General features: G+C 58.6%; 23 protein-coding genes and 3 pseudogenes. 16 read left to right on the top strand and 10 right to left on the bottom strand.

The genetic code is table 11. The features are described from left to right. Positions 1–197 precede the first annotated feature (197 nt). Positions 198–1,205: an AI-2E family transporter gene (locus tag NKH70_RS30085; RefSeq protein WP_352561869.1), complete on the top strand. Its 1,008-nt coding sequence runs from the start codon at positions 198–200 to the stop codon at positions 1,203–1,205. A gap of 356 nt (positions 1,206–1,561) precedes the next feature. Here NKH70_RS30085 and NKH70_RS30080 read toward each other — a convergent pair whose 3' ends face one another. The 3 genes from NKH70_RS30080 to NKH70_RS30070 form a co-directional block, all read right to left on the bottom strand. After that, the gene (locus NKH70_RS30080; RefSeq protein WP_353026904.1) at positions 1,562–2,686 is read right to left on the bottom strand and encodes a DUF2333 family protein; all 1,125 of its coding nucleotides are present in this window, start codon (positions 2,684–2,686) and stop codon (positions 1,562–1,564) included. 618 nt (positions 2,687–3,304) lie between these two features. Further along, the gene (locus NKH70_RS30075) at positions 3,305–3,427 is read right to left on the bottom strand and encodes a putative universal stress family protein (protein ID WP_353026902.1); all 123 of its coding nucleotides are present in this window, start codon (positions 3,425–3,427) and stop codon (positions 3,305–3,307) included. 64 nt (positions 3,428–3,491) lie between these two features. Further along, the gene (locus NKH70_RS30070) at positions 3,492–3,746 is read right to left on the bottom strand and encodes a hypothetical protein (protein WP_353026900.1); all 255 of its coding nucleotides are present in this window, start codon (positions 3,744–3,746) and stop codon (positions 3,492–3,494) included. 291 nt (positions 3,747–4,037) lie between these two features. Between NKH70_RS30070 and NKH70_RS30065 the strand changes: the two genes are divergently transcribed. From NKH70_RS30065 to NKH70_RS30055, 3 genes and pseudogenes are all read left to right on the top strand, one after another. Next, entirely contained in the window at positions 4,038–4,772 is a 735-nt protein-coding gene (locus tag NKH70_RS30065; RefSeq protein ID WP_353026898.1) for an IclR family transcriptional regulator, read from the top strand. A 47-nt stretch (positions 4,773–4,819) separates the two neighbouring features. Next, the gene (locus NKH70_RS30060; protein ID WP_353026896.1) at positions 4,820–5,275 is read left to right on the top strand and encodes a tetratricopeptide repeat protein; all 456 of its coding nucleotides are present in this window, start codon (positions 4,820–4,822) and stop codon (positions 5,273–5,275) included. Between the two features lie 6 nt (positions 5,276–5,281). Next, a pseudogene (locus tag NKH70_RS30055) lies at positions 5,282–5,632 on the top strand (tetratricopeptide repeat protein); the annotation flags it as partial. Between the two features lie 55 nt (positions 5,633–5,687). On the opposite strand, the gene NKH70_RS30050 reads toward NKH70_RS30055, so the two are convergent. Then, a complete protein-coding gene (locus NKH70_RS30050; protein WP_353026929.1) occupies positions 5,688–6,170 on the bottom strand; it encodes a hypothetical protein in 483 nt (160 codons plus the stop codon). An 890-nt stretch (positions 6,171–7,060) separates the two neighbouring features. On the opposite strand from NKH70_RS30050, the gene NKH70_RS30045 reads away from it, so the two are divergent. The 6 genes from NKH70_RS30045 (at position 7,061) to NKH70_RS30020 (ending at position 14,423) form a co-directional block, all read left to right on the top strand. Then, a complete protein-coding gene (locus NKH70_RS30045; protein WP_352562083.1) occupies positions 7,061–7,735 on the top strand; it encodes a response regulator transcription factor in 675 nt (224 codons plus the stop codon). A 40-nt stretch (positions 7,736–7,775) separates the two neighbouring features. After that, the gene (locus NKH70_RS30040) at positions 7,776–9,128 is read left to right on the top strand and encodes a sensor histidine kinase (protein WP_353026894.1); all 1,353 of its coding nucleotides are present in this window, start codon (positions 7,776–7,778) and stop codon (positions 9,126–9,128) included. After that, positions 9,125–10,228: an ABC transporter substrate-binding protein gene (locus tag NKH70_RS30035; RefSeq protein WP_352615196.1), complete on the top strand. Its 1,104-nt coding sequence runs from the start codon at positions 9,125–9,127 to the stop codon at positions 10,226–10,228. The genes NKH70_RS30040 and NKH70_RS30035 overlap by 4 nt, the downstream gene beginning before the upstream one ends. A gap of 214 nt (positions 10,229–10,442) precedes the next feature. Then, positions 10,443–11,546 (top strand): ABC transporter substrate-binding protein, encoded by a 1,104-nt coding sequence (locus tag NKH70_RS30030; RefSeq protein WP_352615194.1) that lies wholly within the window; start codon positions 10,443–10,445, stop codon positions 11,544–11,546. A gap of 119 nt (positions 11,547–11,665) precedes the next feature. After that, entirely contained in the window at positions 11,666–13,336 is a 1,671-nt protein-coding gene (locus tag NKH70_RS30025; RefSeq protein ID WP_352562071.1) for an ABC transporter permease, read from the top strand. After that, positions 13,329–14,423, top strand: coding sequence for an ABC transporter ATP-binding protein (locus NKH70_RS30020; protein WP_353026891.1), 1,095 nt, complete (start codon positions 13,329–13,331; stop codon positions 14,421–14,423). The genes NKH70_RS30025 and NKH70_RS30020 overlap by 8 nt, the downstream gene beginning before the upstream one ends. Here NKH70_RS30020 and NKH70_RS30015 read toward each other — a convergent pair. Next, positions 14,345–14,719, bottom strand: coding sequence for a glycosyl hydrolase 108 family protein (locus NKH70_RS30015; protein ID WP_353026889.1), 375 nt, complete (start codon positions 14,717–14,719; stop codon positions 14,345–14,347). The genes NKH70_RS30020 and NKH70_RS30015 overlap by 79 nt on opposite strands. A gap of 69 nt (positions 14,720–14,788) precedes the next feature. Here NKH70_RS30015 and NKH70_RS35885 point away from each other — a divergent pair, with 69 nt between their 5' ends. Both NKH70_RS35885 and NKH70_RS30005 read left to right on the top strand, forming a co-directional pair. Further along, positions 14,789–15,382 (top strand): CatB-related O-acetyltransferase, encoded by a 594-nt coding sequence (locus tag NKH70_RS35885; RefSeq protein WP_502908424.1) that lies wholly within the window; start codon positions 14,789–14,791, stop codon positions 15,380–15,382. Positions 15,383–15,460: 78 nt separating this feature from the next. Continuing rightward, positions 15,461–15,682 (top strand): hypothetical protein, encoded by a 222-nt coding sequence (locus NKH70_RS30005; protein ID WP_023673607.1) that lies wholly within the window; start codon positions 15,461–15,463, stop codon positions 15,680–15,682. A gap of 180 nt (positions 15,683–15,862) precedes the next feature. Here NKH70_RS30005 and NKH70_RS30000 read toward each other — a convergent pair whose 3' ends face one another. Then, positions 15,863–16,015 carry a twin-arginine translocase TatA/TatE family subunit gene (locus NKH70_RS30000; protein WP_353026887.1) on the bottom strand — a complete coding sequence of 51 codons (153 nt, stop codon included), beginning with the start codon at positions 16,013–16,015 and terminating at the stop codon, positions 15,863–15,865. Positions 16,016–16,284: 269 nt separating this feature from the next. On the opposite strand from NKH70_RS30000, the pseudogene NKH70_RS35880 reads away from it, so the two are divergent. Together NKH70_RS35880 and NKH70_RS29990 are read left to right on the top strand one after the other, a co-directional pair. Next, positions 16,285–16,493, top strand: a pseudogene (locus NKH70_RS35880) (ParB N-terminal domain-containing protein); the annotation flags it as partial. Between the two features lie 244 nt (positions 16,494–16,737). Beyond that, on the top strand, positions 16,738–17,169 hold the full coding sequence (locus tag NKH70_RS29990) for a L,D-transpeptidase (protein ID WP_353026885.1): 432 nt from the start codon (positions 16,738–16,740) through the stop codon (positions 17,167–17,169). 154 nt (positions 17,170–17,323) lie between these two features. Here NKH70_RS29990 and NKH70_RS29985 read toward each other — a convergent pair whose 3' ends face one another. Continuing rightward, complete coding sequence (locus NKH70_RS29985) at positions 17,324–17,803, bottom strand: Ros/MucR family transcriptional regulator (protein WP_353026926.1); 480 nt, start codon at positions 17,801–17,803, stop codon at positions 17,324–17,326. Positions 17,804–18,249: 446 nt separating this feature from the next. Here NKH70_RS29985 and NKH70_RS29980 point away from each other — a divergent pair, with 446 nt between their 5' ends. Beyond that, positions 18,250–19,524 (top strand): class I SAM-dependent methyltransferase, encoded by a 1,275-nt coding sequence (locus NKH70_RS29980; RefSeq protein WP_353026883.1) that lies wholly within the window; start codon positions 18,250–18,252, stop codon positions 19,522–19,524. Positions 19,525–19,883: 359 nt separating this feature from the next. Here NKH70_RS29980 and NKH70_RS29975 read toward each other — a convergent pair whose 3' ends face one another. After that, the gene (locus tag NKH70_RS29975) at positions 19,884–20,186 is read right to left on the bottom strand and encodes a hypothetical protein (protein WP_353026881.1); all 303 of its coding nucleotides are present in this window, start codon (positions 20,184–20,186) and stop codon (positions 19,884–19,886) included. Between the two features lie 230 nt (positions 20,187–20,416). Here NKH70_RS29975 and NKH70_RS29970 point away from each other — a divergent pair. Beyond that, a pseudogene (locus NKH70_RS29970) lies at positions 20,417–20,596 on the top strand (chromate transporter); the annotation flags it as partial. 115 nt (positions 20,597–20,711) lie between these two features. Here NKH70_RS29970 and NKH70_RS29965 read toward each other — a convergent pair. Continuing rightward, positions 20,712–20,900 carry a hypothetical protein gene (locus NKH70_RS29965; RefSeq protein WP_353026879.1) on the bottom strand — a complete coding sequence of 63 codons (189 nt, stop codon included), beginning with the start codon at positions 20,898–20,900 and terminating at the stop codon, positions 20,712–20,714. A gap of 200 nt (positions 20,901–21,100) precedes the next feature. Further along, entirely contained in the window at positions 21,101–21,253 is a 153-nt protein-coding gene (locus tag NKH70_RS29960; RefSeq protein ID WP_353026877.1) for a hypothetical protein, read from the bottom strand. Between the last annotated feature and the right edge of the window lie 1,426 nt (positions 21,254–22,679).

Raw genomic sequence — 22,679 nt, 5'->3', positions numbered from 1 at the left:
AGGCGCACATGCCAATTCGACCTGATGGACCGTGTCGCATGGATCAAAGTATGACCGACAACCATCAAGCTGCAAACCGGGAAGAAATGTAGGCGGTTAGCTTCACACTCGTATTGGGCGCGTGTTCGCTTGCGCTTCAGCGGGTATCAAAGCTAATGGAAACCCGGAGAGGACTTGGCTGCTTCAGCAGGTGAAAAGTGCTGCCTTTCTCACGGTTCTATCTCGCGTCGTGCCTGCTCGCGCTTATAGCGCTGGTCGCCATTCTTGAGCTCGGCCTGCTTCCGGCACTGCTTTCAGGCCTTCTCGTGTTCAACCTCGTTCATTTCACCGCACCGATGCTCCATCGAATCGGCGTCTCCAACAGTCTTACGAAAAGCCTTGCGCTGACCTTGGTGGCATTGATTTTAACGCTCCTGATAGCCGCCGCTATCTTTAGCGGCGTGTCGCAATTGACTGGCGGTTCGGAGAACGTCGTGACGCTCCTCAAGAAGATGGCCGAGATCATCGATACCGCGCGTGTCCATCTCCCGACTTGGGCGATGGCCTATTTTCCGTCGAATATCGAGGAACTGGAAGTCTTCGCGGCCCGGTGGCTCCGCGAACATGCCGGCCAGCTTCAACTCGTCGGGCGAGATGTCGGCGTCCTGGTGGTCCACATTATCGTCGGCATGGTGATCGGCGGCTTGATCGCGGTGAGCTCGGCGGCGCAATCGGGCGAGCCCGGCCCATTGGCGATCGCGCTGGCGGATCGTGTCAAAATTCTGAGCAAGGCCTTTCGCAACATCGTGTTCTCGCAAATCCGGATTTCGGCCTTGAATACGTTTCTAACGGCGATCTATCTCGTCGCTGTTCTGCCGTCCTTCGGAATCGATCTGCCATTCATCAGGACGATGATAGCGCTGACTTTCGTCGCCGGCCTTCTGCCGGTCATCGGCAATCTGATCTCCAACACGGTGATCGTGGTTGTCAGCCTCAGCATCTCCTTCCTTGCAGCGCTAGGCTCGCTTGCCTTTCTCATCGTCATTCACAAGCTCGAATACTTCGTAAATGCCAAGATTATCGGCTCGCGGATCAATGCGCGTGCCTGGGAGCTTCTTCTGGCGATGGTTTTCATGGAGGCCTGGTTCGGTATGCCGGGTCTTGTCGCCGCGCCGATCTATTATGCCTATCTGAAGGCTGAACTAACGATGCGCGGGCTGATCTAGGATTGGAGCAATGCCGATCGAACGAAACCGGTCGCGTCGATGATATCCTCGTGCTCTGGTTAACAGGCCAGCTAGCGTCAGGCTCATTGATTAAGACGGAAGGCGACGGCGGCTGCGATGCAGATTGCCGAAGAAGGTGTGTGCGTAGCGGTCAAATTGGGCGCGATGCGCCGCTAGTCCTTCAGCTTGGCGAACATGTTCTCGATCTTGTGACGTTGGCGGCATAGGGTGTTGTCGTAGTCGATCGGCTTGTTTCCGCTTTTGACCGGTGGAGCGCATGGTTAGAAGCCCAGCCGACCAGTTCTTGCCGGGACGAATTGATGTCGTAGCCGCGCGGCAACGCTCCATCCACCGAGTTATTGTGCAAGGACGTTGCTGATCTCGACCATGTTTGAGCGCACGCGCAACATATAGAAGCCAATAGTCGTTAGGTGATTCGGCAACAGCCAGCCGTCCTCGCGGCCGTTGGCGATGATGAAGGGCTGGATGCGCAGCGCCGAGACGAATTGCGCATCCATCGTGTCCCACAGATTGCCGAGATGCTTTTCCTTGATCACGTCCTCGAAATCGGCCTGGGCGCCCTTCATCAGCCCGTAATAGGCATAGAGTTGGCCATAGGCGAACCAGAAGCGGTCGTCGGCGCGGAAGTCGAACCAGCCATTGTTGTGGGTTTCAGCGCGCTCCTTGAGGATCGCCGAGGTCGAGCCGATGTCGGAGGAGATGCGGTCGATATACTGTTTCAGATTGTCGGCGCGGGCATCGAATGTCGCCTGGCAGGTGGCGAGCCGGGCGTTGAAGGAACGCAGCTTGCGCACGGCGTCACGATAATAGCTCGGCGTCGGAGTCTTCGGGCCGAACGGGCTTACGCCGAAATACCAGGTCTCCTCATCGAACTGCAGATTGCCGCGCGCATCCTGCAGGTCGCCGTCGATCTGCGACGTCGTACGCACGCGGCCGAGATTGTCGGCAAGCTCGGTGGAGGTGCGGCGCACCGCCTGGTTGATGCCGCGCTGGAACGAAGCCTTGTTGTCCATGAACGGCGTGTGATCCCAGTCGATGCCGAACAGACCGAGCTTGTAGAGGATCATCGACGAGATCCAGGCATTCTGGTTGACGTTGAGATCGGTGAGGTCAGCCGCCACCTGGGCGATGCCCGAGTTTCCGCAGGTCTTGGCGGTATCGGTGCCGGCGCCCGGTGAGACCTGTTCACCGGCCGAGATGTTACGGTTCTCGAAGGTATATTTGTCGACGTAGTTGGGGTCGAACTTGTTCCACCATTGGGTGGCGTAGAAGAAGTTGGCGTAGAGGCCGATCAGCACCAGAAGCGCCAGGCCGACCACCGCCTTCAGAATCCAGCCGCGCTGCGTGTACCAGCGGCCGGCCCACATGAACGGCCACAGGATCGCGCCGATGACGAGGCCGATGCCGCGACCAATCCATTGGAAAATCCGGGTGAAGAAATTCACGATCGGATCAAGCATGGCTCACGTCACCCCTTAGTCAGTCAAACCGTAAAGGCGCGTGCGAAACGCCACCTGTCTTTCAAATAAATGGTTTGCAGAACGACGCGCTGCATAGACCATCCGTCCCGGTTTTCAAACCGCATGGTTATCGGCACACACCATACCTCGCCTAGCCATTCGCACACGACAGGCAATTTCGGCGCTTTTTATGAGCGCGCCCGCGTGCCAGTTTACTTCGTTCTGATATCGATAGACGTTCGCCAAATGCAAGCAGTGTGCCTCTGCGAGATGCCCGTCTTGACGTTTGAGACTGCCAACATCACCATCACCTAGTGCTCGCTCAGCCGCAGACTTCTGGCTCTGTGCGAGTTCGGCCTCAAGTGGTTGGAGGCGCGGACGTGAAGGGCACCAAAGGCGGACCGTCATTGTCGGCCTCTGGCAGGGGCAGGAATCAATCGTAGGTGCCGCGGACGGCTATGCTCCCGGTTCAGTTCGAGTTCGATATCGAAGGCAAAACAATCGGCAACTCACGAGCAATCCGGCAGTTTCGTCTTGGGCTAGTTTAGTACCTGATACAGTGCGCCGCTGGCACAATCGTAGTAGCCAACTCGCCGTCGACAGCTCTCGGGCAGATTTCTAGTGCGACAAAAGGACAGGCAGGCGTAGATCGCCAAGAACGCTTTTGGTTGCTCCACCCACGACAAAATCTCTCATCCGGGAATGGCCGTAGGCACCCATGACAAGCAGATCGGCGCCCATGCTGACAGCGCGCGCCTGAAGCGTAACGCCAATGGGGCGATCTTCGAGGTCGATTGAGATCCCCTCAGCGGGAAAGCCACGCTTTCAGGCTCAGGGCGAGGCGTTCGCCAATATCGCGCAGCGACCTTTCGTCTGTCACTGTCAGTACCGTTATCTTTGAGGCACATTGCAGAAACGCGTGCGCATCGGCAACGGCCCGGGCCGCAACGCGGCTATCATCCCAAGCGATGATGACATGATCGATCGCACCAACGTTTGCGTCTTCCGGCAGAATTATGGTTGGGTGACCCGAACCAAACAGGACCGCATCAACGGTCATGCGCGCAGTCTGGTTATTTGGCTCCAACCCAATCAAAGCAAAATCGAAATAGCGTGACTGAGTTGCCGGTGGGTCCCCACATCATGTCCGACAGGACGCGACGTTTGAAGATGCAGTAAGTCCTCTTTTTCCACGATCGTGTAGGATTTTCACTTACCGACAGGATAATATGCTGAATGATGAAATGGCACTTTGCTTTTCGCGAGCGAGGTACTCCAAAGTTGAGCACGTGTGGACGTGATCAGGACCCGACTTCGCAACTGAGCTTTGGCGTTCGAAGGAACCAAACGCGTGAACCATCAGGCGGTGGAGCAAGCTGACACAAGAGCGGGAGGGGTTGAAGCTGTCGATCGCGCGCTTTCGATCCTCGGGTGCTTCACAGAGCATGACGAGGGTTTAAGCCTGGCTGAGATATCTTCTAGAACAGGCCTCTACAAAAGCACGATCCTTCGGTTAACGGAATCCCTTGTCCGCAGTGGCTACATTGTTCGCATGGCGGACAAGCGCTTTGCTGTCGGCCCTACGCCGATGATATTGGGCTCATTCTACCGTCGTCGTTTTAAGATAGAGGCATTCGTTCGGCCTCTCCTTTTGAGCCTTGTTGAACAGGCTGGTGAAAGCGCATCGTTTTTTCGAAAGGAGGGAAATGACGGAATTTGCCTATTTCGCGCAGACTGTCGTCATTTGATCCGCGATCAAATCCGAGAGGGTGATGTGCTTTCGCTTGACGAGCACGCAGCTGGCCAAGTGCTTGCACGGTTCAGTACCGCTAAGCCTAGGACGCGAACAGCTCTTATGGCGAAGATTCCGTTTATATCGCTCGGGAAGGGAGATTCCGAAACAGCTGCGATGGCCGTACCGGTTTTTTCAGGCAGCGAGGGCTTGATCGGAGCGCTGGCTGTTTCTGGGCCGCTGACCAGATTTACGCCGGAAAAGTTGGTCAGCATCAGACCGCTTTTGCTGGGTTTTGGCGAACGTCTATCGATATCCCTTGCGAGCAAACAATATGCACAAGCGCGCTCATAGAATGGTCGTGACCAGCACGTGTCTGCTTAAGGGAAGGGGAGTAGCAGTTGGGGCGGATTGGTGGCAAGCGAGGCTCCAAGTCGGTTACTCTCTGCTCTGTGGCAAGTGGTCCCGCCAACCATGACTGGAATCGACATCGGCCCCTTGCGGACATGACTGCCAGTGAGCGTCCAAGCACAATGCGCACCAATCAAAACGATAGTGACGATCTGATCCGCCGCTCTGTGGCCGCTTTCAATTCCGGCAATCATGGCCAAGCGATCGATGTGTGCGAATTGGGCCTGAAGCAGCACCCAGGCGACCCGGCGCTTTGCCATCTTCTGGCGGCTGTATTGTTCGCCAAGGCAGATCTGCCGGAGGCTCGTGCGCGCATCGAAGCAAGCCTTGCCACTCGACCCGACAATGTGCCCGCCTTGATACTGGCATGCCGGATTGCCCGGGCCGAAGGCAGGTTTGAAGCGGCGTTTCAGCTCCTGGATCGCGCGCCAAGACTGTCATCTTAGGCGGAAATGCTCGTCGAACGGGCACGCACCTTCGATCAAGCAGGCGATGCCCCTGCGGCGAGCGCGTCCTGGACACTTGTCTTGCAACGGGATCCGAAATCCGGGGAGGCAGCGGCGCGCCTCGGGCGCCTTGCATGGCAGCGCCGAGCGGCTGTCGAGGCGGAAGGTCTGCTCGAACGCGCAGTCGCCGGCGGCGGGCATCCGTCGGCCAGGTTCGACCTCGGGCTGGTGCGTCAGGACATGCGCAAGTTCGGCAGCGCTGCACAGGTCTATCGACGCGTGCTTGAGATGAGCCCGGACGCCCCGGAAGCGGCTGTCAATCTGGGTGTCGTCCTGCAGGAAACCGGCGACCTCGACGAGGCCATGGCAGCGTATTCATTAGCCTATGGTCTCAGCTCATCCACCTTCGGCGTCATCGCCATGGCGCTGACGTCGGCGCCAAGGGGCCGGCTGTGGCTTGATGAGAAAGCGCTGCGTCGCTCACTCGCTGGCGGAGCAGTCCCCGCCTGGCGCGAAACCGCTTGCGGTAGACGCCGGGCGTTGACAGGACATCGGCGACCGTCTGCGCATAGGATGCCTGTCGCTTTTCGTCGAACACTTCGTATTCGAGCTGCGGCGCAGCCCGCGGAACCACAAAGCACTGCGCGACCGGAGTTCCTTTCCTGAGCACCCCAGAGAATCCGGGCTCCGTCCAGATCGCCGGGAAATTGATGCCCCCATCGCTGAACCGGTCGGAATCCACGAGGCCAGTCACCAGCCTGAAGGGAAGATCCTCGCGATTGACCGGATGCGTCGCGAAGAGCGACCAGCCGTCCTCGATCTGTATGGTCCAGAAGCTGTTGAATTTGATAGCGGCTTGACCGGGAGTGGCAAACGGCTTGACCGGGAGTGGCAAACGGGCTGCCGGCGAGCTGCCCCGGCGTGTGGAAGCTCAAAGGCGCTCGGGGGTGGTTCTCAGTGACCGGGTCTGGAATCTGCCAGTCCCAGGAAAAGGTCCCTTTGTCGACGACGACATCGCACGGCAGGAGGATCATGAAGCCATAGGTCATCGCATCGATAACGGGCGGGCACTGCTTCAGCGTGCGAATGTCGCGGCCGTGGATCGCCGAATAGGCAGTGGCGGGCATTGCGCGCAGCCAATCCGGTAGAGCACCGCGCGCGAGGATCGGGCGTGGCAAATGCTCGATCAACATCGGATCACATCGGAAAATGACACGCATCGTCGCCTCCCGGCATTGCGGTACCACGATTGCCGATCACACTCCAAGCGGCGATAAGGTAGGGCAATGCTGCACTAATACCTTGGACAAATTGGCGAGTTTTTCTTCAATTCAGGCGAGACCCAGCATTTGCTAGGCCAAGCTGTTCCAAAGGCTATCCGGAAGGGCGCAACGCAGGCAACAACCCGCCGCGTCACACATGACCAACGGCACAATCGCCACCAAGACTGCCGCGTTTGCGAGGATAAACGGAGGGCGCTGCCAAGCAACTAGGCAAAAAATGAAAATGACGACGCCAACGACAACAAGATGCAGGCGAAAAGTTCAACGTGTCTTTGCGAGAACGACAGTCGACATCGTAGCTTGCTTTTGTCGTCACGACAATCCGGGCATCCTGTCTCGCCTGATGCGCCTCGTCGGCCGAAGTGTATGCGCAGATCAAAATGAAGGCAGACGGCATGGCGCAGCCAGTCGTTCGGATGATTGGAAGCTGAACAGCTGATATCCGCAGATGCTGTCAAGCGCGACGCTTGATAGGCTACTGCTTCCGTGCAAATGCTCCGTCATGCGAATTCTCCTCGTCGAAGACACGCACGACGTTGGCGAGGCAATCAGCCGCCGCTTCGAAACGATCGGCCATGCGGTCGATTGGGAGACGGACGGTCGTGCTGCTGCAGATATCCTCGGTTTCACCAGCTACGATCTCGTCATACTCGATGTCATGTTGCCCGGCCTCGACGGGTTCGAAATCGTTCGAAGGCTCCGGCAGGCAAGAAAGACGACCCCGGTTCTGATGTTGACGGCCCGTTCCGAGATAGAGGACCGCGTTGGCGCGCTCGATATCGGCGCCGACGACTATCTGGTCAAACCGTTCGATTTCCGCGAATTGGAAGCGCGCGCCCGTGTTCTGCTGCGGCGGAAAAGCGGGGAGGCGACCAACATCGTTCAGTGCGGCGATGTCGTGCTCGACCGCGCCAGCCGCTCGGTCCGGGTAGGCAGGCGCGAGGTGCAATTGAAACGACGCGAAATGACGTTGCTTGAGATACTGGCGTCGCGGCCAGGTCGCGTCTTCAGCAAGGATGAACTTATCGATCAGCTTTTTGGGTTTGACGAGCCGGTCAATCAGAACGCGATCGAACTTTATGTCGGCCGGCTGCGCAAGAAACTGGAAGGCGCCAAGGCGCAGATCGTCACCGTGCGGGGCGTGGGATATCAGCTGGCTTCCGATGATACCGGCTGAGCCTTCCCTTTTCACGCGCCTGGCGGTCCGCATCTCGCTGGTGCTGGGCCTGGGCGCGGCTCTTCTGGTGAGTGCGGCGTGGTACTACGCGCGAACCGCCGCCGATGACGCCTATGACCGGCTTCTGCTAGGTGCGGCCATCCAGATGGCGGACAGCCTTACGGTTGAATCCGGTTCACTCATCGTCAACTTGCCGGTATCGGCTTTTGAGCTCCTGGGCCTCGCCAGCCGCGACCGCATCTTCTATCGCGTGATCGATCCTTCCGGCGCGACGCTGACAGGTTATGCCGATCTGCAAACAGAAGTTGATCTGGCAGCAATACACGATGTCCCGGTATTGGAATCGGCGCATTATCGCGGCGAACCGGTCCGCATAGCGGTGGTGGCTCGCGCTCTATCCGATCCCGCCGTATCCGGTTGGGCGCATGTCATCGTTGGGCAGACCACGGAAGCGCGCAGTGCGCTCGCGGGGGAGTTGACGCTCAGAGCGACCGTCCTCCTGGGGATCATGAGCATATTGGCATTGGCTGGGGCGATGGTGGCCATTCGCTATTCTCTGCAACCGGTCAAGCATCTGGGAGCGACGCTTCGCCGTCGTGATCCACAAGACCTGACGCCCGTGACAGTCGTCGTCCCGCGAGAATTGCGGCCTTTCGTTACTTCCATCAATTATTTCATGAGTCGGCTCGACGAGCGTGTGAAACTCCTGCAGCGTTTCATCGCCGACGCGGCGCATCAGATCAGGACGCCGCTGACGGCGCTGACGGCGCAGCTCGATTTGTTGAGCCAGGCCAAACTCGACAGGTCGAGCCGCCAGCATCTCGATCGCGTGCAGCAGCGCGCCGGCGAACTTGCGCGCCTGACAAACCAGTTGCTCAGCCACGCCATGGTCATCCATCGTGCCGATTCCGTGCAGCTTCAGCCGCACCACCTGGCAGACGTCGCACGGCGCGCTTTCCGCGCGGCGGTTCCGATAACTGTCGATCCGGATATCATCGTCTCCTTCGAGGCGCCTGACGACGAACCTGTCGTGCTTGCGGACGCCGTCAGCCTGCGTGAAGCGATCGTCAATATCATCGACAATGCTCTGCGCCATGGAGTGGTGTCGCGCCTTGAGGTCAGGGTACGCAGCGACGGTACGCTTGCCCATGTCGAGGTCGAAGATGACGGACCGGGCATTCCGCCGAGCGAGTGGGAGCGGGTCACGCAGCGCTTCGAAACGTCCAAATCTCACGACGGCAGCGCAGGTCTGGGTTTCGCCATCGCATCGGAGGTGGCGGCGGCTCACGGGGGCGCGCTGACCTTCCGCGAGAAAAGCGAGGATGGCGGGAAGCGCACGCAAGGGTTCACCGTCACCTTGACGTTGCCCATCGCCAGAGAGAAGGCAGGATGATAGCGAGAGCATTGCGGGCATTCACTTTACTGGCTGCAATCCTTTTGTGCGTCGATCAGGCGGCAAGAGCTGCTGAAGGAAGCAGCGCATTTTTCCCTTCGCCGCAGCCGGAGAAGGATCGACTATCGATCCACGCCGCGACCGATCTGGCGGCGATGGAACCCCTGATTCGAGATTTTCAGTCCATTTTCCCCGATGTGGCAATCGACTACGTTGAATATGTCACCAACGACTTGCAAAAGAGTGCCAGCGAAGCCTGTCGGACGGGCGCGGTGCTGGGCGACATCTTGTTGTCCCCGTCGGTCGACCAACTCGTGAAGCTCGCCAATGACGGCTGCGCGGCGCCGCACGTATCGGCGGAAACCGCGCATGTCGCCGACTGGGCAAACTGGCGCGACGAAGTATTCGGCTTTACCTACGAGCCGGCCGTCTTCGTCTACAACGCCCGCCTCGTGCCATCCGGCGACGTACCGCGCACCCACATCGAACTCGCCGATCTACTTAGGCAGCGGATCGATTTTTATCGTGGACGGGTCGGAACGTTCGACATCCGGCTTTCGGGCATCGGCTACCTATTGGCGTTCAGTGATGCGCGGCAGACGACCGCGGTCTACGGTCGGCTTCTGGAAAGCATGAGCCGAGCGGAAACCGTGGTTCGTTGTTGCACCGCGGAGACCCTTCAGGACGTTGCAAACGGGACCCTGTATATTGGCTACAATATGATCGGATCCTACGCCTATGCAGCGGCCAAGGGGAATTCCGACCTAAGGGTCGTTGTCCCGCGGGACTATGCGCTGATACTCAGTCGTGGCGCGCTCATTCCGAAGACGGCACCGAGTATGGCCCTTGCCAAACGATTTCTCGACTACCTTCTGTCAGCCCGGGGACAGAAAGTCGCGAGGGAAAGTTCCTTTTTCTTCGCCGAGAATGGGCAATTGCCTGACGGAGCGGACGGCCCGGAAACACTTGGTGAGTCTGGTATCGCGCGCGCCATTCGCATCGGCCCTGCGTTACTTGCCGTACAGGACGAGGCGCTGCGCCGCCGCTTCATTGAAGATTGGAGCAAGTCGATGATAGGTGGCCAGGGCCAGCGACAGTGAAAACGCAGGATGCCGCCCCAAAATTTCAACAATCTCAGCGATACGTCGATGTGGCAGATCCCGCTGTCGTCTAGGAACTGAGCACGACCCATCGGGCCCAAGTCGGCTGAGCAAACCTCGACATCGCCGTGACAGGTTGGTGACAGGTCAGGATGATACTCGCCTTTTGTGCCTGGAGGAGGTACGATTTAGGCGAACTTGGAGGAGACCCTCAATGAAAAATCGTCTTGCGACGATGACGGCCGTGCTTTCGCTGTCAGCCGCTTTCGCGACGCTTGCCGCCGCTGCCGAAATTCCCGCCGGGTATCCGGACAACTACAAGGATTTGGTGGCCGCCGCCACCGCGGAAGGACACCTCAGCATCTATTCAACGACCGATGCGGCGCTGGTCCAGCCCTTGCTCAAGGATTTCGAAGCAGCGTTCCCCGGGATTGCCGTAGAATATTCCGACCTCAATTCCACCGAGCTCTACAATCGCGTCATCGCCGAAACCGCTTCGGGCCAAGGCACGGCGGATGTCGCATGGTCTTCCGCGCCGGATCTGCAGATCAAACTTGCGGCGGATGGTTATGCGCAGGAGTACAAATCCGTGGAGGCGGCTCACGTCCCCGCCTGGGCCTCCTACAAGAACATGATCTATGGTGCCACAGCCGACCCGGTGACTTTCGTCTACAACAAGCGTCTCGTGCCTGAAGGCGATGTTCCCGCAAGCCACGCCGATCTGCTCAAGCTGATGACCGGCAAGACCGCCGATTACGACGGGAAGATCGCGTCCTACGATCCGGAAAAGTCCGGTGTCGGCTTCTATTTCTACAACCAGGACGCCAAGACCTGGACCGATTCCTGGGCGCTCAACAAGGCCTTTGGCAAGGCCCATATCAAGCTCTACAGCTCCGCCGGCTCGATGATCGAGAAGGTCACGTCTGGCGAACATTCTATCGCCTACGGCATCTTCGGCTCGTATGGCCTCGCCAAACAGGCCAAGGACGAGAACCTTGGTGTGATAATCCCCAAGGACTATGTCCTGGTGACCACCCGCGCCACGGTCATTCCGGCGGAAGCCAAGGATCCCAATGCGGCGAAGCTATTCATCGACTATCTGCTGTCGGCGCGCGCGCAGAAGCTGATCGCCGACGACATCAAGCTCTATGCCGTTCGCGATGACATTGAGGGGGCAACCACGCTGGCGTCCATAAAGGCCGCTGCCGGCGAAAATATTCATCCGATCGCGCTCGACGACAAACTGCTCGAAGGCCTGGACGAGACGACACGGCTGGCGTTCCTCAACGAGTGGCAGAAAGCCATGAAGGGCGAGTAATCGCCTGATCGGGAGTGCCGCCACAATCGGCTCTTCCGCCTTCTTGCTGTTAAGAACCATCGGAACGGCGCGCTTGCGCTCTTGCTAGCGGACGGCCCCCGGCTTTGTTCGAGGCGATCATGCCCTTCCGCGTCTTTCGTGTCAGCACCAATCTCCTCGCCATCCTGGTGGTGTTGGCGCCGGTCACGCTGATCATCTACCAGAGTTTTCTGTCCGGCCCGTTCTTCCAGAAGACTGCGCATCTGTCGCTGAAGGCCTATAGCTTCATCCTTGCGGATGCGGATTTCTGGCTCGCGCTGACGACTTCGCTCAAGCTCGCGGTGGGGATGACGGTGATCGCCGTTCCGGTGGGAATACTGCTGGCATTCATCATCGTGCGTACCGACGTGCCGGGCAAGCGCTGGCTGGAGCCGATCATCCTCATCCCGGTGTTCATGTCGGCGGTAGTGCTGGCCTTCGGCTATGTGATGACGTTGGGACCGGTCGGCTTCGTCTCTCTGGCGGTCAAGTCGGTGATTGGCTACGTGCCCTGGAATGTCTATTCGGTGACATCGATCGCGATCATCGCCGGGCTCACGCATGTCCCGCATGTCTATCTCTATGCATCGGCGGCGCTGCGCAACGTCGGCGCTGACCTCGAAGAGGCGGCACGCATCGCCGGCGCCGGCCCCTGGCGCGTCGCCGCCAGCGTGTCGCTGCCCATGGTGATGCCGGTGGTGCTTTATGCGGCGGTTCTGGTGTTCTTCCTCGGTTTCGAACTTTTTGGACTGCCACTGGTGCTTGGCGATCCGGAAGGGGTGTTGGTTCTCGCCACCTATCTCTACAAGCTCACCAACAAGCTCGGCGTTCCTTCGTACCAGCTGATGGCCGTGGTGGTGGTGGCGATCATCATGATCGCGCTTCCGCTGGTGGTGCTGCAGCGCTACATGCTGCGCAACGCCAGCCGCTATGTGTCTGTCAAGGGCAAGGGCAGCCGGCACAACCCCATCCGGCTGGGCGCACTTCGCTGGCCGGCCTTCGCGCTCGTGGTGGCCTGGTTCGCGGCCACGGTGATCATACCGGTGGGCGGCGTCGCAATTCGCTCGCTGGTGACAAGCTGGGGCGTCGGGGTGAACATCTTCGAGGTGCTGACGTTGGATCACTATCGCGATCTCGCTGACTATCCGAATGTCGTCAGCGCCATTGTCAACACGGTCGGTGTTGCGGTCATCGGCGGTGCGGCTTCGATCGCGGCCTATACTGCCGTGGCACTCGCCGGTCACCGCTCAAACGCACCCCTGACCAAAGTCGTCGACTACGTGGCCATGATACCGCGGGCGATGCCAGGCATTGTGGCTGGCCTGGCGATGCTATGGATCTTTCTGTTCTTCAAGCCGATCGCGCCCCTGCGTGCCACGATGATCTCGGTGTGGCTCGCCTATACCATTGTCTGGTTCGCCTATGGCATGCGACTGATTTCCGGAACGCTCCTGCAGATCGGCAAGGAACTCGAGGAAGCCGGACGATCAGTTGGCGCCAGCGAAGGCCGGGTCGCAAGGGACATCACGCTGCCGCTCATCCGTGGCGGGATGTTCTCGGCCTGGCTGCTGATCTTCCTGATCTTCGCGCGTGAGTATTCAACCGGCGTCTATCTGCTCGGACCGGGAACCGAAGTGATCGGCTCGCTCATGGTTTCCCTGTGGGGCACCGGCGCGATCGATCTGGTCTCCGCTCTCGCCGTCATCAACACCGCCATCATCGTAACCGGTCTTGCCGTCGCGATGCGCTTTGGAGTCCGCCTCAATGACTGACATCATCATAGATGGCCTGCGCCTCAGTTACGGCACCCTCGAGATCCTGAAAGGTGTGTCCTTCTCGGTCGAACCGGGCCAGATCGTCGCCTTGCTCGGCGCCTCCGGGTCCGGCAAGACGACGCTCTTGCGAGCGGTCGCCGGTCTGGAAACACCCAACCGTGGCAAGATACTGCTCGGCGACAGGCCGCTCTTCAATGCCGAGCAGAACATCAATCTGGCGCCGGAAACGCGCGGTCTCGGGCTGGTATTCCAGTCCTATGCGCTGTGGCCGCACCGCACGGTGTCGGAGAATGTGGGTTATCCGCTGAAGCTGCGCAAAGTGTCTCGGGCGGATCTTGCCAGCCGCGTCCAGAAGGCTTTGGACAGCATAGGCCTCGGCAAACTAGGTGAGCGCTATCCGCACCAGCTCTCCGGCGGCCAGCAACAGCGCGTCGCGTTGGCCCGCGCGCTGGTCTACGAGCCGAACGTGATCCTGCTCGACGAGCCGCTGTCCAATCTGGACGCCAAGCTGCGCGAGGAAGCGCGGATCTGGTTGCGTCGCCTCATCACCAATCTCGGCCTATCGGCACTTTGCGTCACCCATGACCAGGTCGAAGCGATGGCGCTCGCCGACCGCATCCTGCTGCTCAATGGCGGCCAGATCGAACAGGACGGAACGCCCAAACAAATCTACAACAAGCCGAAGAGCCTGTTTGCAGCAGAGTTTATGGGCGCCAGCAATCGCCTTGACGGCGTGGTCGCCGCCATCAAGGGCAACCGTGCGGAAATTGTCGCAAACGGGATCCATCTCGTGGGCAGTGCTCAGCAGGAGCTGACCGTCGGCACCAAAGTCACCGCACTCGTCCGGCTTGAGCGGGTGACGTGGTCCGGGAAGGACGGCCCGGGGCGTATTGCCATGACCTGCGTCGAGAGCCTTTTCCTTGGCGACCGGCACGAGGTGATTTTCGAAGGCAATGACCTGACGGTCCGGACTTATTCCCGCGATGCCCTTCCGTCCGGCCAGTACTACGTTGAGTTCCCCGTCGAGGACCTGATGGTTTTCGCGGCGGAATGCGGGAGCCGAACGCTGGGCACGACCAAGTAATTTGATGCGGGCATTGAAGTTCGACCACCCGGTACCGCGAACGGCGACCACAAAAATTCCGCCGGGAAGAAGAAGCCGTTCGCGGCAACGAGCCGGTCGTAAATCTCGTTCAGCTCGTCGGTCGTGACGCTTTTGACCGAGCGCTTTGTCTGGCCCTTGACGACCCAGCAAGCGTCATAGACGCGCTGGGTGACGCCCTTCAATGTTGGGCCACCAGGATCATTCTTATTGTTTGAATAGCCGCCTTCGTGCGCGAGCACCTTGGCAAGCGATTCCTTCTCACGGGAAACTGCCATTACAATTCCTCTTGGGTTGTGTTGATGCGTGTTTTCCGGCTATGCCATTCGGCAGAGGCGGATCGAAGAATGTCGGCTATTTCGAAGTGGATTCGGGACGCACGTGCGAAATTGCCCGAGCATGTTTCTGTCGGCCGCCACACCTATGGCGTCACTTGGCGGAAAGTGCTTTTCCCAACTAGTGAATCTCCCCTAGACGTCGGGAGCTTCTGCTCAGTTGCTGGCCAAGTCCTCTTCATGTGTACTGGTCAACACCAGACAAAGAGTGCCACTTCATTCCCGATTTATAGCCGCCTCCTGAAGCAGCCTGAGCCGATACCCAACGCCGGAAAGCCTGGAGGCATTACGATTGGCAACGATGTTTGGATTGGCCACGGCGCCATCATATTGCCAGGCGTGACAGTGGGCGACGGCGCCGTTGTGGGTGCCGGCTCCGTGGTCACCAAGTCTGTCGAGCCCTATGCAATAGTCGCCGGCAATCGTGCACGAGTCATCCGCAGTCGGTTCCCTACTGATGTCATTGCACAGTTGCTGGAAATACAGTGGTGGCTATGGGACGACGATAAGATCAAGAGCGAGGCAGCTATTCTCACCGGTCCGATCGAGACTTTCATTGCTAAGCACGCGACCAGAACCAAGTCGGTGTCGAGCCGGAAGGTCTAGCGATCTGGCCGTCGGCGCGATGCGATGTCGTCATGCCTGAACCTTCCTGGGAACAAGGGATTGGTGTAGAAACGATCGATGAGAAATTTTACGCTGAAATTGCTCTACCAGTATGATGCCTATTTCGCGGGGCTGGCTGCAGCGGCGACCGGCCTATCTGCCTACAGATTGGGTGCCGGATACTGGCTCTCAGGCATTGCCGCGCTGGCTATTTTCCTGTTCGTCGCCATAGCGGTTGACCAATATTTTCTCTGGTCATTCGATAATTACCGCGACCGGCAAAACAGCAGGACCAGATAATCATCAGGCCCAAGCCCCTACAACAAATGGGTTGTGGAACAAAATTAGGTATTGCTGGGCGGCCGAAAGGACTTGGTCGGGTACATCGCCTACGGCGACAAGGAATTATGCCACCGCGGCGTAGGCGCGAGGATGATTGCAGGATGGAGCGCTCGGACCAAGCTGAGGGCATCCGCATCGTCACCGTAAACTTCCGAAATGACCAGCGATCCGATTGAATGTCTTCATCATCGCCCCTGGCGATCGCATGACTTTTGGAAGCTCCTCTGGCCCGAAAACAACCAGCGCCACCACAAAGATGACCACCAGGTGGGTGATGCCAAATCCGAACATCGGTTCGTCCTCTCGCGCACATCGCCGGTAGCGACAATCTCTCCGCGGTTTTGCGACCGATCCGGTTGAACGCCTCGATCGACACCGCCAAGCCGGCCATCATACCGCTCGCGTGGGCCATTCCACCATGCGGCCGCGCGATTTGCCGTTCATATTTCGGGCCATGTGGACCGCCCGTCAACCCGAATATCAGGCGCATGTCTGGTGAGGATATTCGCAACCCTGCTCGCCGCGAGCGGACGCTACGCTGAAGCCGATGGCGCAAGCCCCTGCAAAACCTTGTGGTGAAGCCGGAGCTTGACGGCGAAAGTGCGGAAACCGGCTTCCATTTCGTCAGCATCGGGCGAAGGCCGCAGGCTCGAGCAGTTGCGTCGCGTAAAAACGCAAGCAGATCAAGATGACCGAACCGATCCGCTGTGTCATCGACACCGTGAACGATCCGCACGAAATCAGCCTCGATGAGAATATCACGCGCGAGGTAACCAGCTTCAGGTGTTGTTCGTTCATCCGACGATTTGAGCAGTGGACGGGGTGGTTTTGCAAGCCTGCCGCCCACATCGATTGTGCGTGTCGTCGCGGCAGCTATGACGGGAAAATCGTTCAAATCCGCTGCTTTAGATTGGCGATTTCGTCAAGGACTGTGTGTTACTTCACTCACCTGCCTTTAAAAAAATGAAAACCGCGACGGCAGGCGAGCAAGGGCATCAAAGGGGTTTGATCTCATGAACAGAGTTGTTCTCATGGCGGCAGCACTTGCTGCGATGCTGTTCGGCGCGTCTATCGAAGGCAAGGCCGCGGGCCTGATCGCCACCATTAATGTATCTTCGCAGACCATGACTGTCAGCCGCTATGGTCAAGTGCTTTATCGATGGAGCGTATCCACCGCCCGCAAGGGTTACATCACCCCGCGCGGCAGCTATCGGCCGCAACGGACAGCGCGGATGTGGTATTCGCGCAAATACGACATGTCGCCGATGCCTTATTCGGTGTTCTTCCGTGGCGGCTATGCCATTCATGGCACGGGCCCGGTGAGATACCTTGGACGCCCGGCGTCGCATGGCTGTGTCCGCTTGCACACCGCCAATGCCGCGACCTTCTATTCAATGGTGCGGGAAGTTGGCTTCGGCAACACGCGGATCGTCGTCACCGACTGAGGCTCGGCGCCGACGAAAAGACACGTCCTAGCGGACGTTCCCGCGCACGGTTCGCCGGCCTCATTCCAAATGTCTTCTGAGCGCTCCATTTCACATCTGAATTTGACGGCGGTCTGACCTTCACCCCATCCGAATCAGTACAGATAGCTCCGCCTCAGCTGATCTTCAGCCCAAGTTTCTTCCGCTTCGGACGCGCTCCTGGGTTTTCCGGCTCATACGCAGGTTCCGCCTTGCGGCCCAGGCCGGACGCCTTTGCAAGTTGCGAACGAGACAAGGAATAGCTCGGCGCCACCATCGGATAGTCCTTCGGCAGGCTCCATTTCTCGCGATACTGCTGGGGCGTCAGATTGTAGTGCGTCGCCAGATGACGCTTGAGCGATTTGAACTTCTTGCCATCCTCAAGGCAGATCAGGAAATCCGACGTTAGAGACTTCTTGATCGGCACTGCCGGCACCCGCTTCTCGTCGGCGAACGGCCCGGTCGCGTATCCAAGACCGGAAATTGCCGTATGCGTATCTATGATGAGGCGCGGCAAATCTGAAGCAGGCACTGGGTTGTTGCTGACATAGGCTGCAACGATATCCGTAGTCAGGCCGATAAGCTCGGCTTTGGTCTCGGCAATATCTTTGGTCATAGCGGCCCTGGAAATATGCACTTGTGATGTAGCCTGTCCCGTTATGAGTCTAGCTACAGGAAGAACAATCGTCTGCATACCCTGAAATGGATGATGCCTGGGTGCGGGAGACCCCGCATGACGATGCTAGCTGATCGCGCGACGGGGCTGCCGGCGCGAGCACCAACTGATCTTAGAAAGGGCGGCCGCCAGAAAGCAGGCCTTCTTGTCGGAAATCCCAACATCTAGGCACTTGGAATTCCGCTTCGGTCTGCGCTAATTTCATGGGCGATGTGACACCGCTGGGCAATTCGCTGCGGGTCGGTGCAATTCGTTATGAATGCGTACTGGTCCAGGTTGCTTTGGTCGAGATGCCTTCTGAACGCCCTGACTGGAGTCATGACATCAGATATTCCGAGCATCATGTTAGCATCTTAGCTTGGCGTATAACCCGACAGGACACAAAATTGACAAAGGAAGCAACTGAAAGAGCCGCACGTATCGTTCGAACTGTTTTCGAAACGCTGAAGCCGGGTTTCGCGGTCAGGCTGTGGACCGGCGAGCGGATTGGCCCCGCCACCGGCCCCGTGCTCTCCATCAATGATCAGGATATCGTCTGGCAGATGGTCCGCCGGCCCTCTTTCTCGACGCTGATCGAGATGTGGATTTCCAAGACCGTCGACGTCGAAGACGGGACGATTTTCGATTTCTACGCCCTGCCTTCACAGGGCAAGCTGAGGACGAAGCTGAAGTCATTGCCGAAGCTGGCGATCCTGCGCGACCTGCCGGCTGTGCTGCTTTCACGAAAACAAATGACGGCGCGGACCGATCTGTCTGGGCGCAATCCGTTTGTCAGCGGTTCGAGCCAGGAAGCGATCCAGCATCACTACGACATTTCGAACGCCTTCTACCGGCTCTTCCTCGATGAGCAGATGGTCTATAGCTGCGGCTACTTCAAGGATTTCGGCAACAGCCTCGATCAGGCGCAAATCGACAAGCTCGACCACATCTGCCGCAAGCTCCGGCTGAAGCCGGGCGAAAGGCTGCTCGACATAGGCTGCGGCTGGGGCGCCATGCTGATCCATGCCGCGAAACACTACGGCGTCGTCGGCCATGGCGTCTCGCTGTCGCAGGCGCAGACCGATCTTGCCCGAGAACGCATCCGCGCCGAGGGTCTGGAGGACCGCATCACCATCGAGATCAAGTCCTATACCGAGCTTTCCGGCACCTTCGACAAGATATCGTCGATCGGCATGTTCGAGCATCTTGGGCTTGCCAATCACGCCACCTATTTCTCGACCATCCATCGTCTGCTCAAGCCGGGCGGCATCTATCTGCATCATGCCATCACCCGTCGCAGCAAGGGCGATATGAAAAAGACCTTGCGCAAGGGTCCGGAATTCAAGGCGCTGATCAAATACATCTTCCCCGGCGGCGAACTCGACACGATCGGCATGACGCTCGGCAATCTCGAGGCGCATGGCTTCCTCGTCTACGATGTCGAGAATCTGCGCGAGCACTATGCGCGCACCTGCCGGCTGTGGGCAGAGCGCCTGCACGCCCGGTTTGACGAAGCCATCGCCGAGGTCGGTGAAGCCAAGGCGCGGCTGTGGCTGCTTTATCTCACCGGCTGTTCGATCACTTTCGAACGCGCCTCGGCGCAAATTTTCCAGACCGTCGTTACCAAGCGTGCGCGGGGTCCAAGCGGTTTGCCGCCAACTCGAGCCGATATTTATGGCTAGAACGCTGACCGGGTGACGCCGCTGGTCTAGCCAGTCCAGAGGTTAAGCTGAAAGCGAGCACCCGCACCGAAATCGGGCAAATGAAACCAGAAAGGAGATTGTTCGTTCAGAAAGGGGGCAGCGATTGGAGGTGTTGCGGGCAGCGATGGCGCAGGCCGGCACCTGCTGGATGTGGGTGTACAGTGGGCCTTCCTGTTATGGCGCCAGCATATGCACCACCAGACGCGCGATCATACGGGAGGCCAGTGTATACCTAGAAGCCGGAAGCCTGCATCATGCCTATTTTTTCGGTGAAGCACTCCACGGTCTATCGTGGCTCCCACACATAAGGCTGGCTCGCCGAAGTCCGATGCCGGGATCTAGTACTCCTCGAAGCCCCCGTCAGTATACTCCACGTAGCGTGTGCAGATCGTTGCCTTCACGCCCGCAGCCTGGAGCTCGGTATTCATGCGAGGATCGAGTATCACATCGTCCGCGGCGCCTTCGACATCTGCGGCAATCTTCAGGCCAGGGCTGAGCGGTAACTCAGCCAACCTATTGCCACGAGCGTCGTCGAAAACCAGCGTCGCACTGATTGATCGGACAGCCTTTTGAAGATTGCTTTTCAGCCGGAACGTTATGGTCGGCCCCTTTTTTGTAGGTTGGGCGGACCAGTCGAGCAAGATTAGCTTGTCCGACCTTCCGACTGCGCAACCAGCGGAAGCGGCCGGCGCCGATATCGCCGGAAGCAGCACCAGGGCCACAATCGAACATGGGATGAGCGTTCGGGCTATCATTGGCTCAGTCTTCCGGCTTCGTATTGTGCGGGATGGCTAGCCGTAGTGGGTTTCTTCAGCAAGGACCAACAATATCATTATCTGCAAAGGATTTTCGAACACCGAACGGTCTTCCAATTGCACTTCCACGGCAAGCGGCCGTGCCGGCCTTTGGCTGGCTCTCGCCCGGCGAGATGGTCAACGTGCTCGACTTCGCGGAGATCACGCCGGGGCCGTTCATCCTGGTGCTGCAGTTCGTCGGCTATATTGCGGCCTTCCGCGCACCAGGCGCGCTCAATCCGCTCGACGGCTCATCGAGACGGCACGAGCGATGATGATCCAGATGGGCTCTTTCGGCGACAGTGGATCCGAGAAAAGCTCCTCAGACGGGGAGCAGCACCAGGACGGACCAGAGAATGGCCAAGCGTAATTCTATTTGCTGCCGGCCTTGCTAAACACAACCTTGCCGTCCGCTTTGCGAACTTCGACCGCCACGATACCGTCATTGTGCTGCCGCTCGTCGAAGCTGGCCAGCGCAAAGTCCCGCGCCTCTTTCTCGGCATCGAAAGGCGTCTGTTCAACGATGCCGTGTTTCCCGTACCAGATCACCGTGTAAGCCACCCCCACGGCGCTCCTCTAGCTGACGGATAGCGGGCCAAAACGGCCAGCAGCTCTCCGGGTGCATCGAGTTCGCTTAGGATGGAGTATAGTGTCGTGGTCACCGCGGCGAGGTGATCCTCTGATTTCCCATTGTCGTTTACGGCACCGGGTTCGGGCGGCTGTTCCATGGGGCGAACTATGCGCCCTATGGCTGCGATCGTCTACAATCTTACGAACTCGCGTAGTTTCAGGCGAAGCCGCTGGCCTTCTGCGAACGCTGGGGCGTAGGATTCCAACTCAAATGACCGGCTGTCTTCGTTGCCGTCTTCGACCACGCGAACAAACCCTTCGCCGCAGGCTTCGATCACTTCCATAAGGGTTTAATTCTGGTTGAGCTGAACTGAGCCGTCCATCGCAATTGCCTCACACGCTACATGGGCAATGGCGGATTTGTAAGACCACCAGAATCAGCTTTTCAAGAGCAAAATTCGCTGCATTCGCGTGCTTGGTTGCGAATGAAAAAGCCCGCTGCCGGGAGGAGGTGGCAGCGGGCTCGATTTCGATTACGGCGCGGGAGGAGGTGCACCGCTTTCGGGTTGTCGGGTCTCATCTGGGAGGAGTAGACGGCCGACCAGCTCAAACTATCTGGTTCCGCATATGCTGCAACGCACAATCGGACATGGCTCGCATGCAGAAGTGTCTACTCAGATTGTATTTTGCACCCGTGCGCCCTGCGACGAAAAATGACGTGCGGGGGCCGCAGCGACGGCAGACTACAGCCACCTGCCAAACCCGGCAGCCCGCCGTCGGCCACAACTATTGCATGTTTGAACCAAGAGGTACAACGCCACATAGAGAAGGCGGAGTCGCTGATAGGTTGCCTGCATGGCCGCGGAATGAGGCGTCTACCAATCGCATTTGCGCTTTCACATTCCAGATGGGTACGAGGTGCCAGTGGCTTCTACTCAGACTTGAGTAAGGCTCCAGGGGGCGTCCTCTGCGATCGAAATGCACCGCAAGCCCGTGGTCGACTGCGCACAATACGATGTACCGTTCGATCTGATCGTCTGATAGCTCGCAATCCGGAGCTTTGTCCCGCACCGACTGAGCTGCTGAATAAGTTGAAATGATGCGTCCGGGAGCGCAGCGGTCGAGATACGCCTGCACAGCGTCTATGACGTTGTCCGGAACAGGAAAGTTAAAGTGCCGCAAGTTGGTTGTGGTTGAAGCTATGGTCCGGTTTAGCATTTCGCCTACAGAAAGCCCCGGCGCACGCTATCAGGTAGGCGGATACATCTGCAAGGACTGATCGAGAACGTGGACTGTTGTTCACCGAATTCTAATATACGTTCTGGCAAGGGATTAGTGAAAGCGTCTCCTTGCCAATAAGAGGTGACGGCACTCGTGACGTGGCTTGGCTACGGAATGACTCGCTAAGCGACGGTTTAGAGCGCATCATTGAGCCGTGGCTGGCCACTGTACGGGCGCTGGCGCTTGAGAGTGTCAGCGTACTCCCGCCCTTGCCGGGAGTTGCGAGATGAAAGACGCTACCCCCTTCGATCCCGTGTCAGCACTCGATTTCCATGGGCTGCGAAGCGCTTTCAAGGCATCAGTCGCCGAACTGCTGATCCAGAAGCGCAATGGACTGAGCACGCCACGGCGATGGTGCGCGAACTCACGAACGACGCCCACGTTGATACCGGCATGATCCAATGGATCATTCGCAAATGAAGCCGCCACTTCTGGCAGCTGTCGCCTAAATTGTAAGCGTGTAGGAGAAGAAGCGGCACACAATGGCTG

Origin of the sequence: Mesorhizobium sp. M0991 (assembly GCF_040318915.1) — a bacterium.
Lineage (GTDB): Bacteria > Pseudomonadota > Alphaproteobacteria > Rhizobiales > Rhizobiaceae > Mesorhizobium.
The sequence above is the reverse complement of the archived record's forward strand: the minus strand, read 5'-3'. Positions and strand labels throughout refer to the sequence as shown.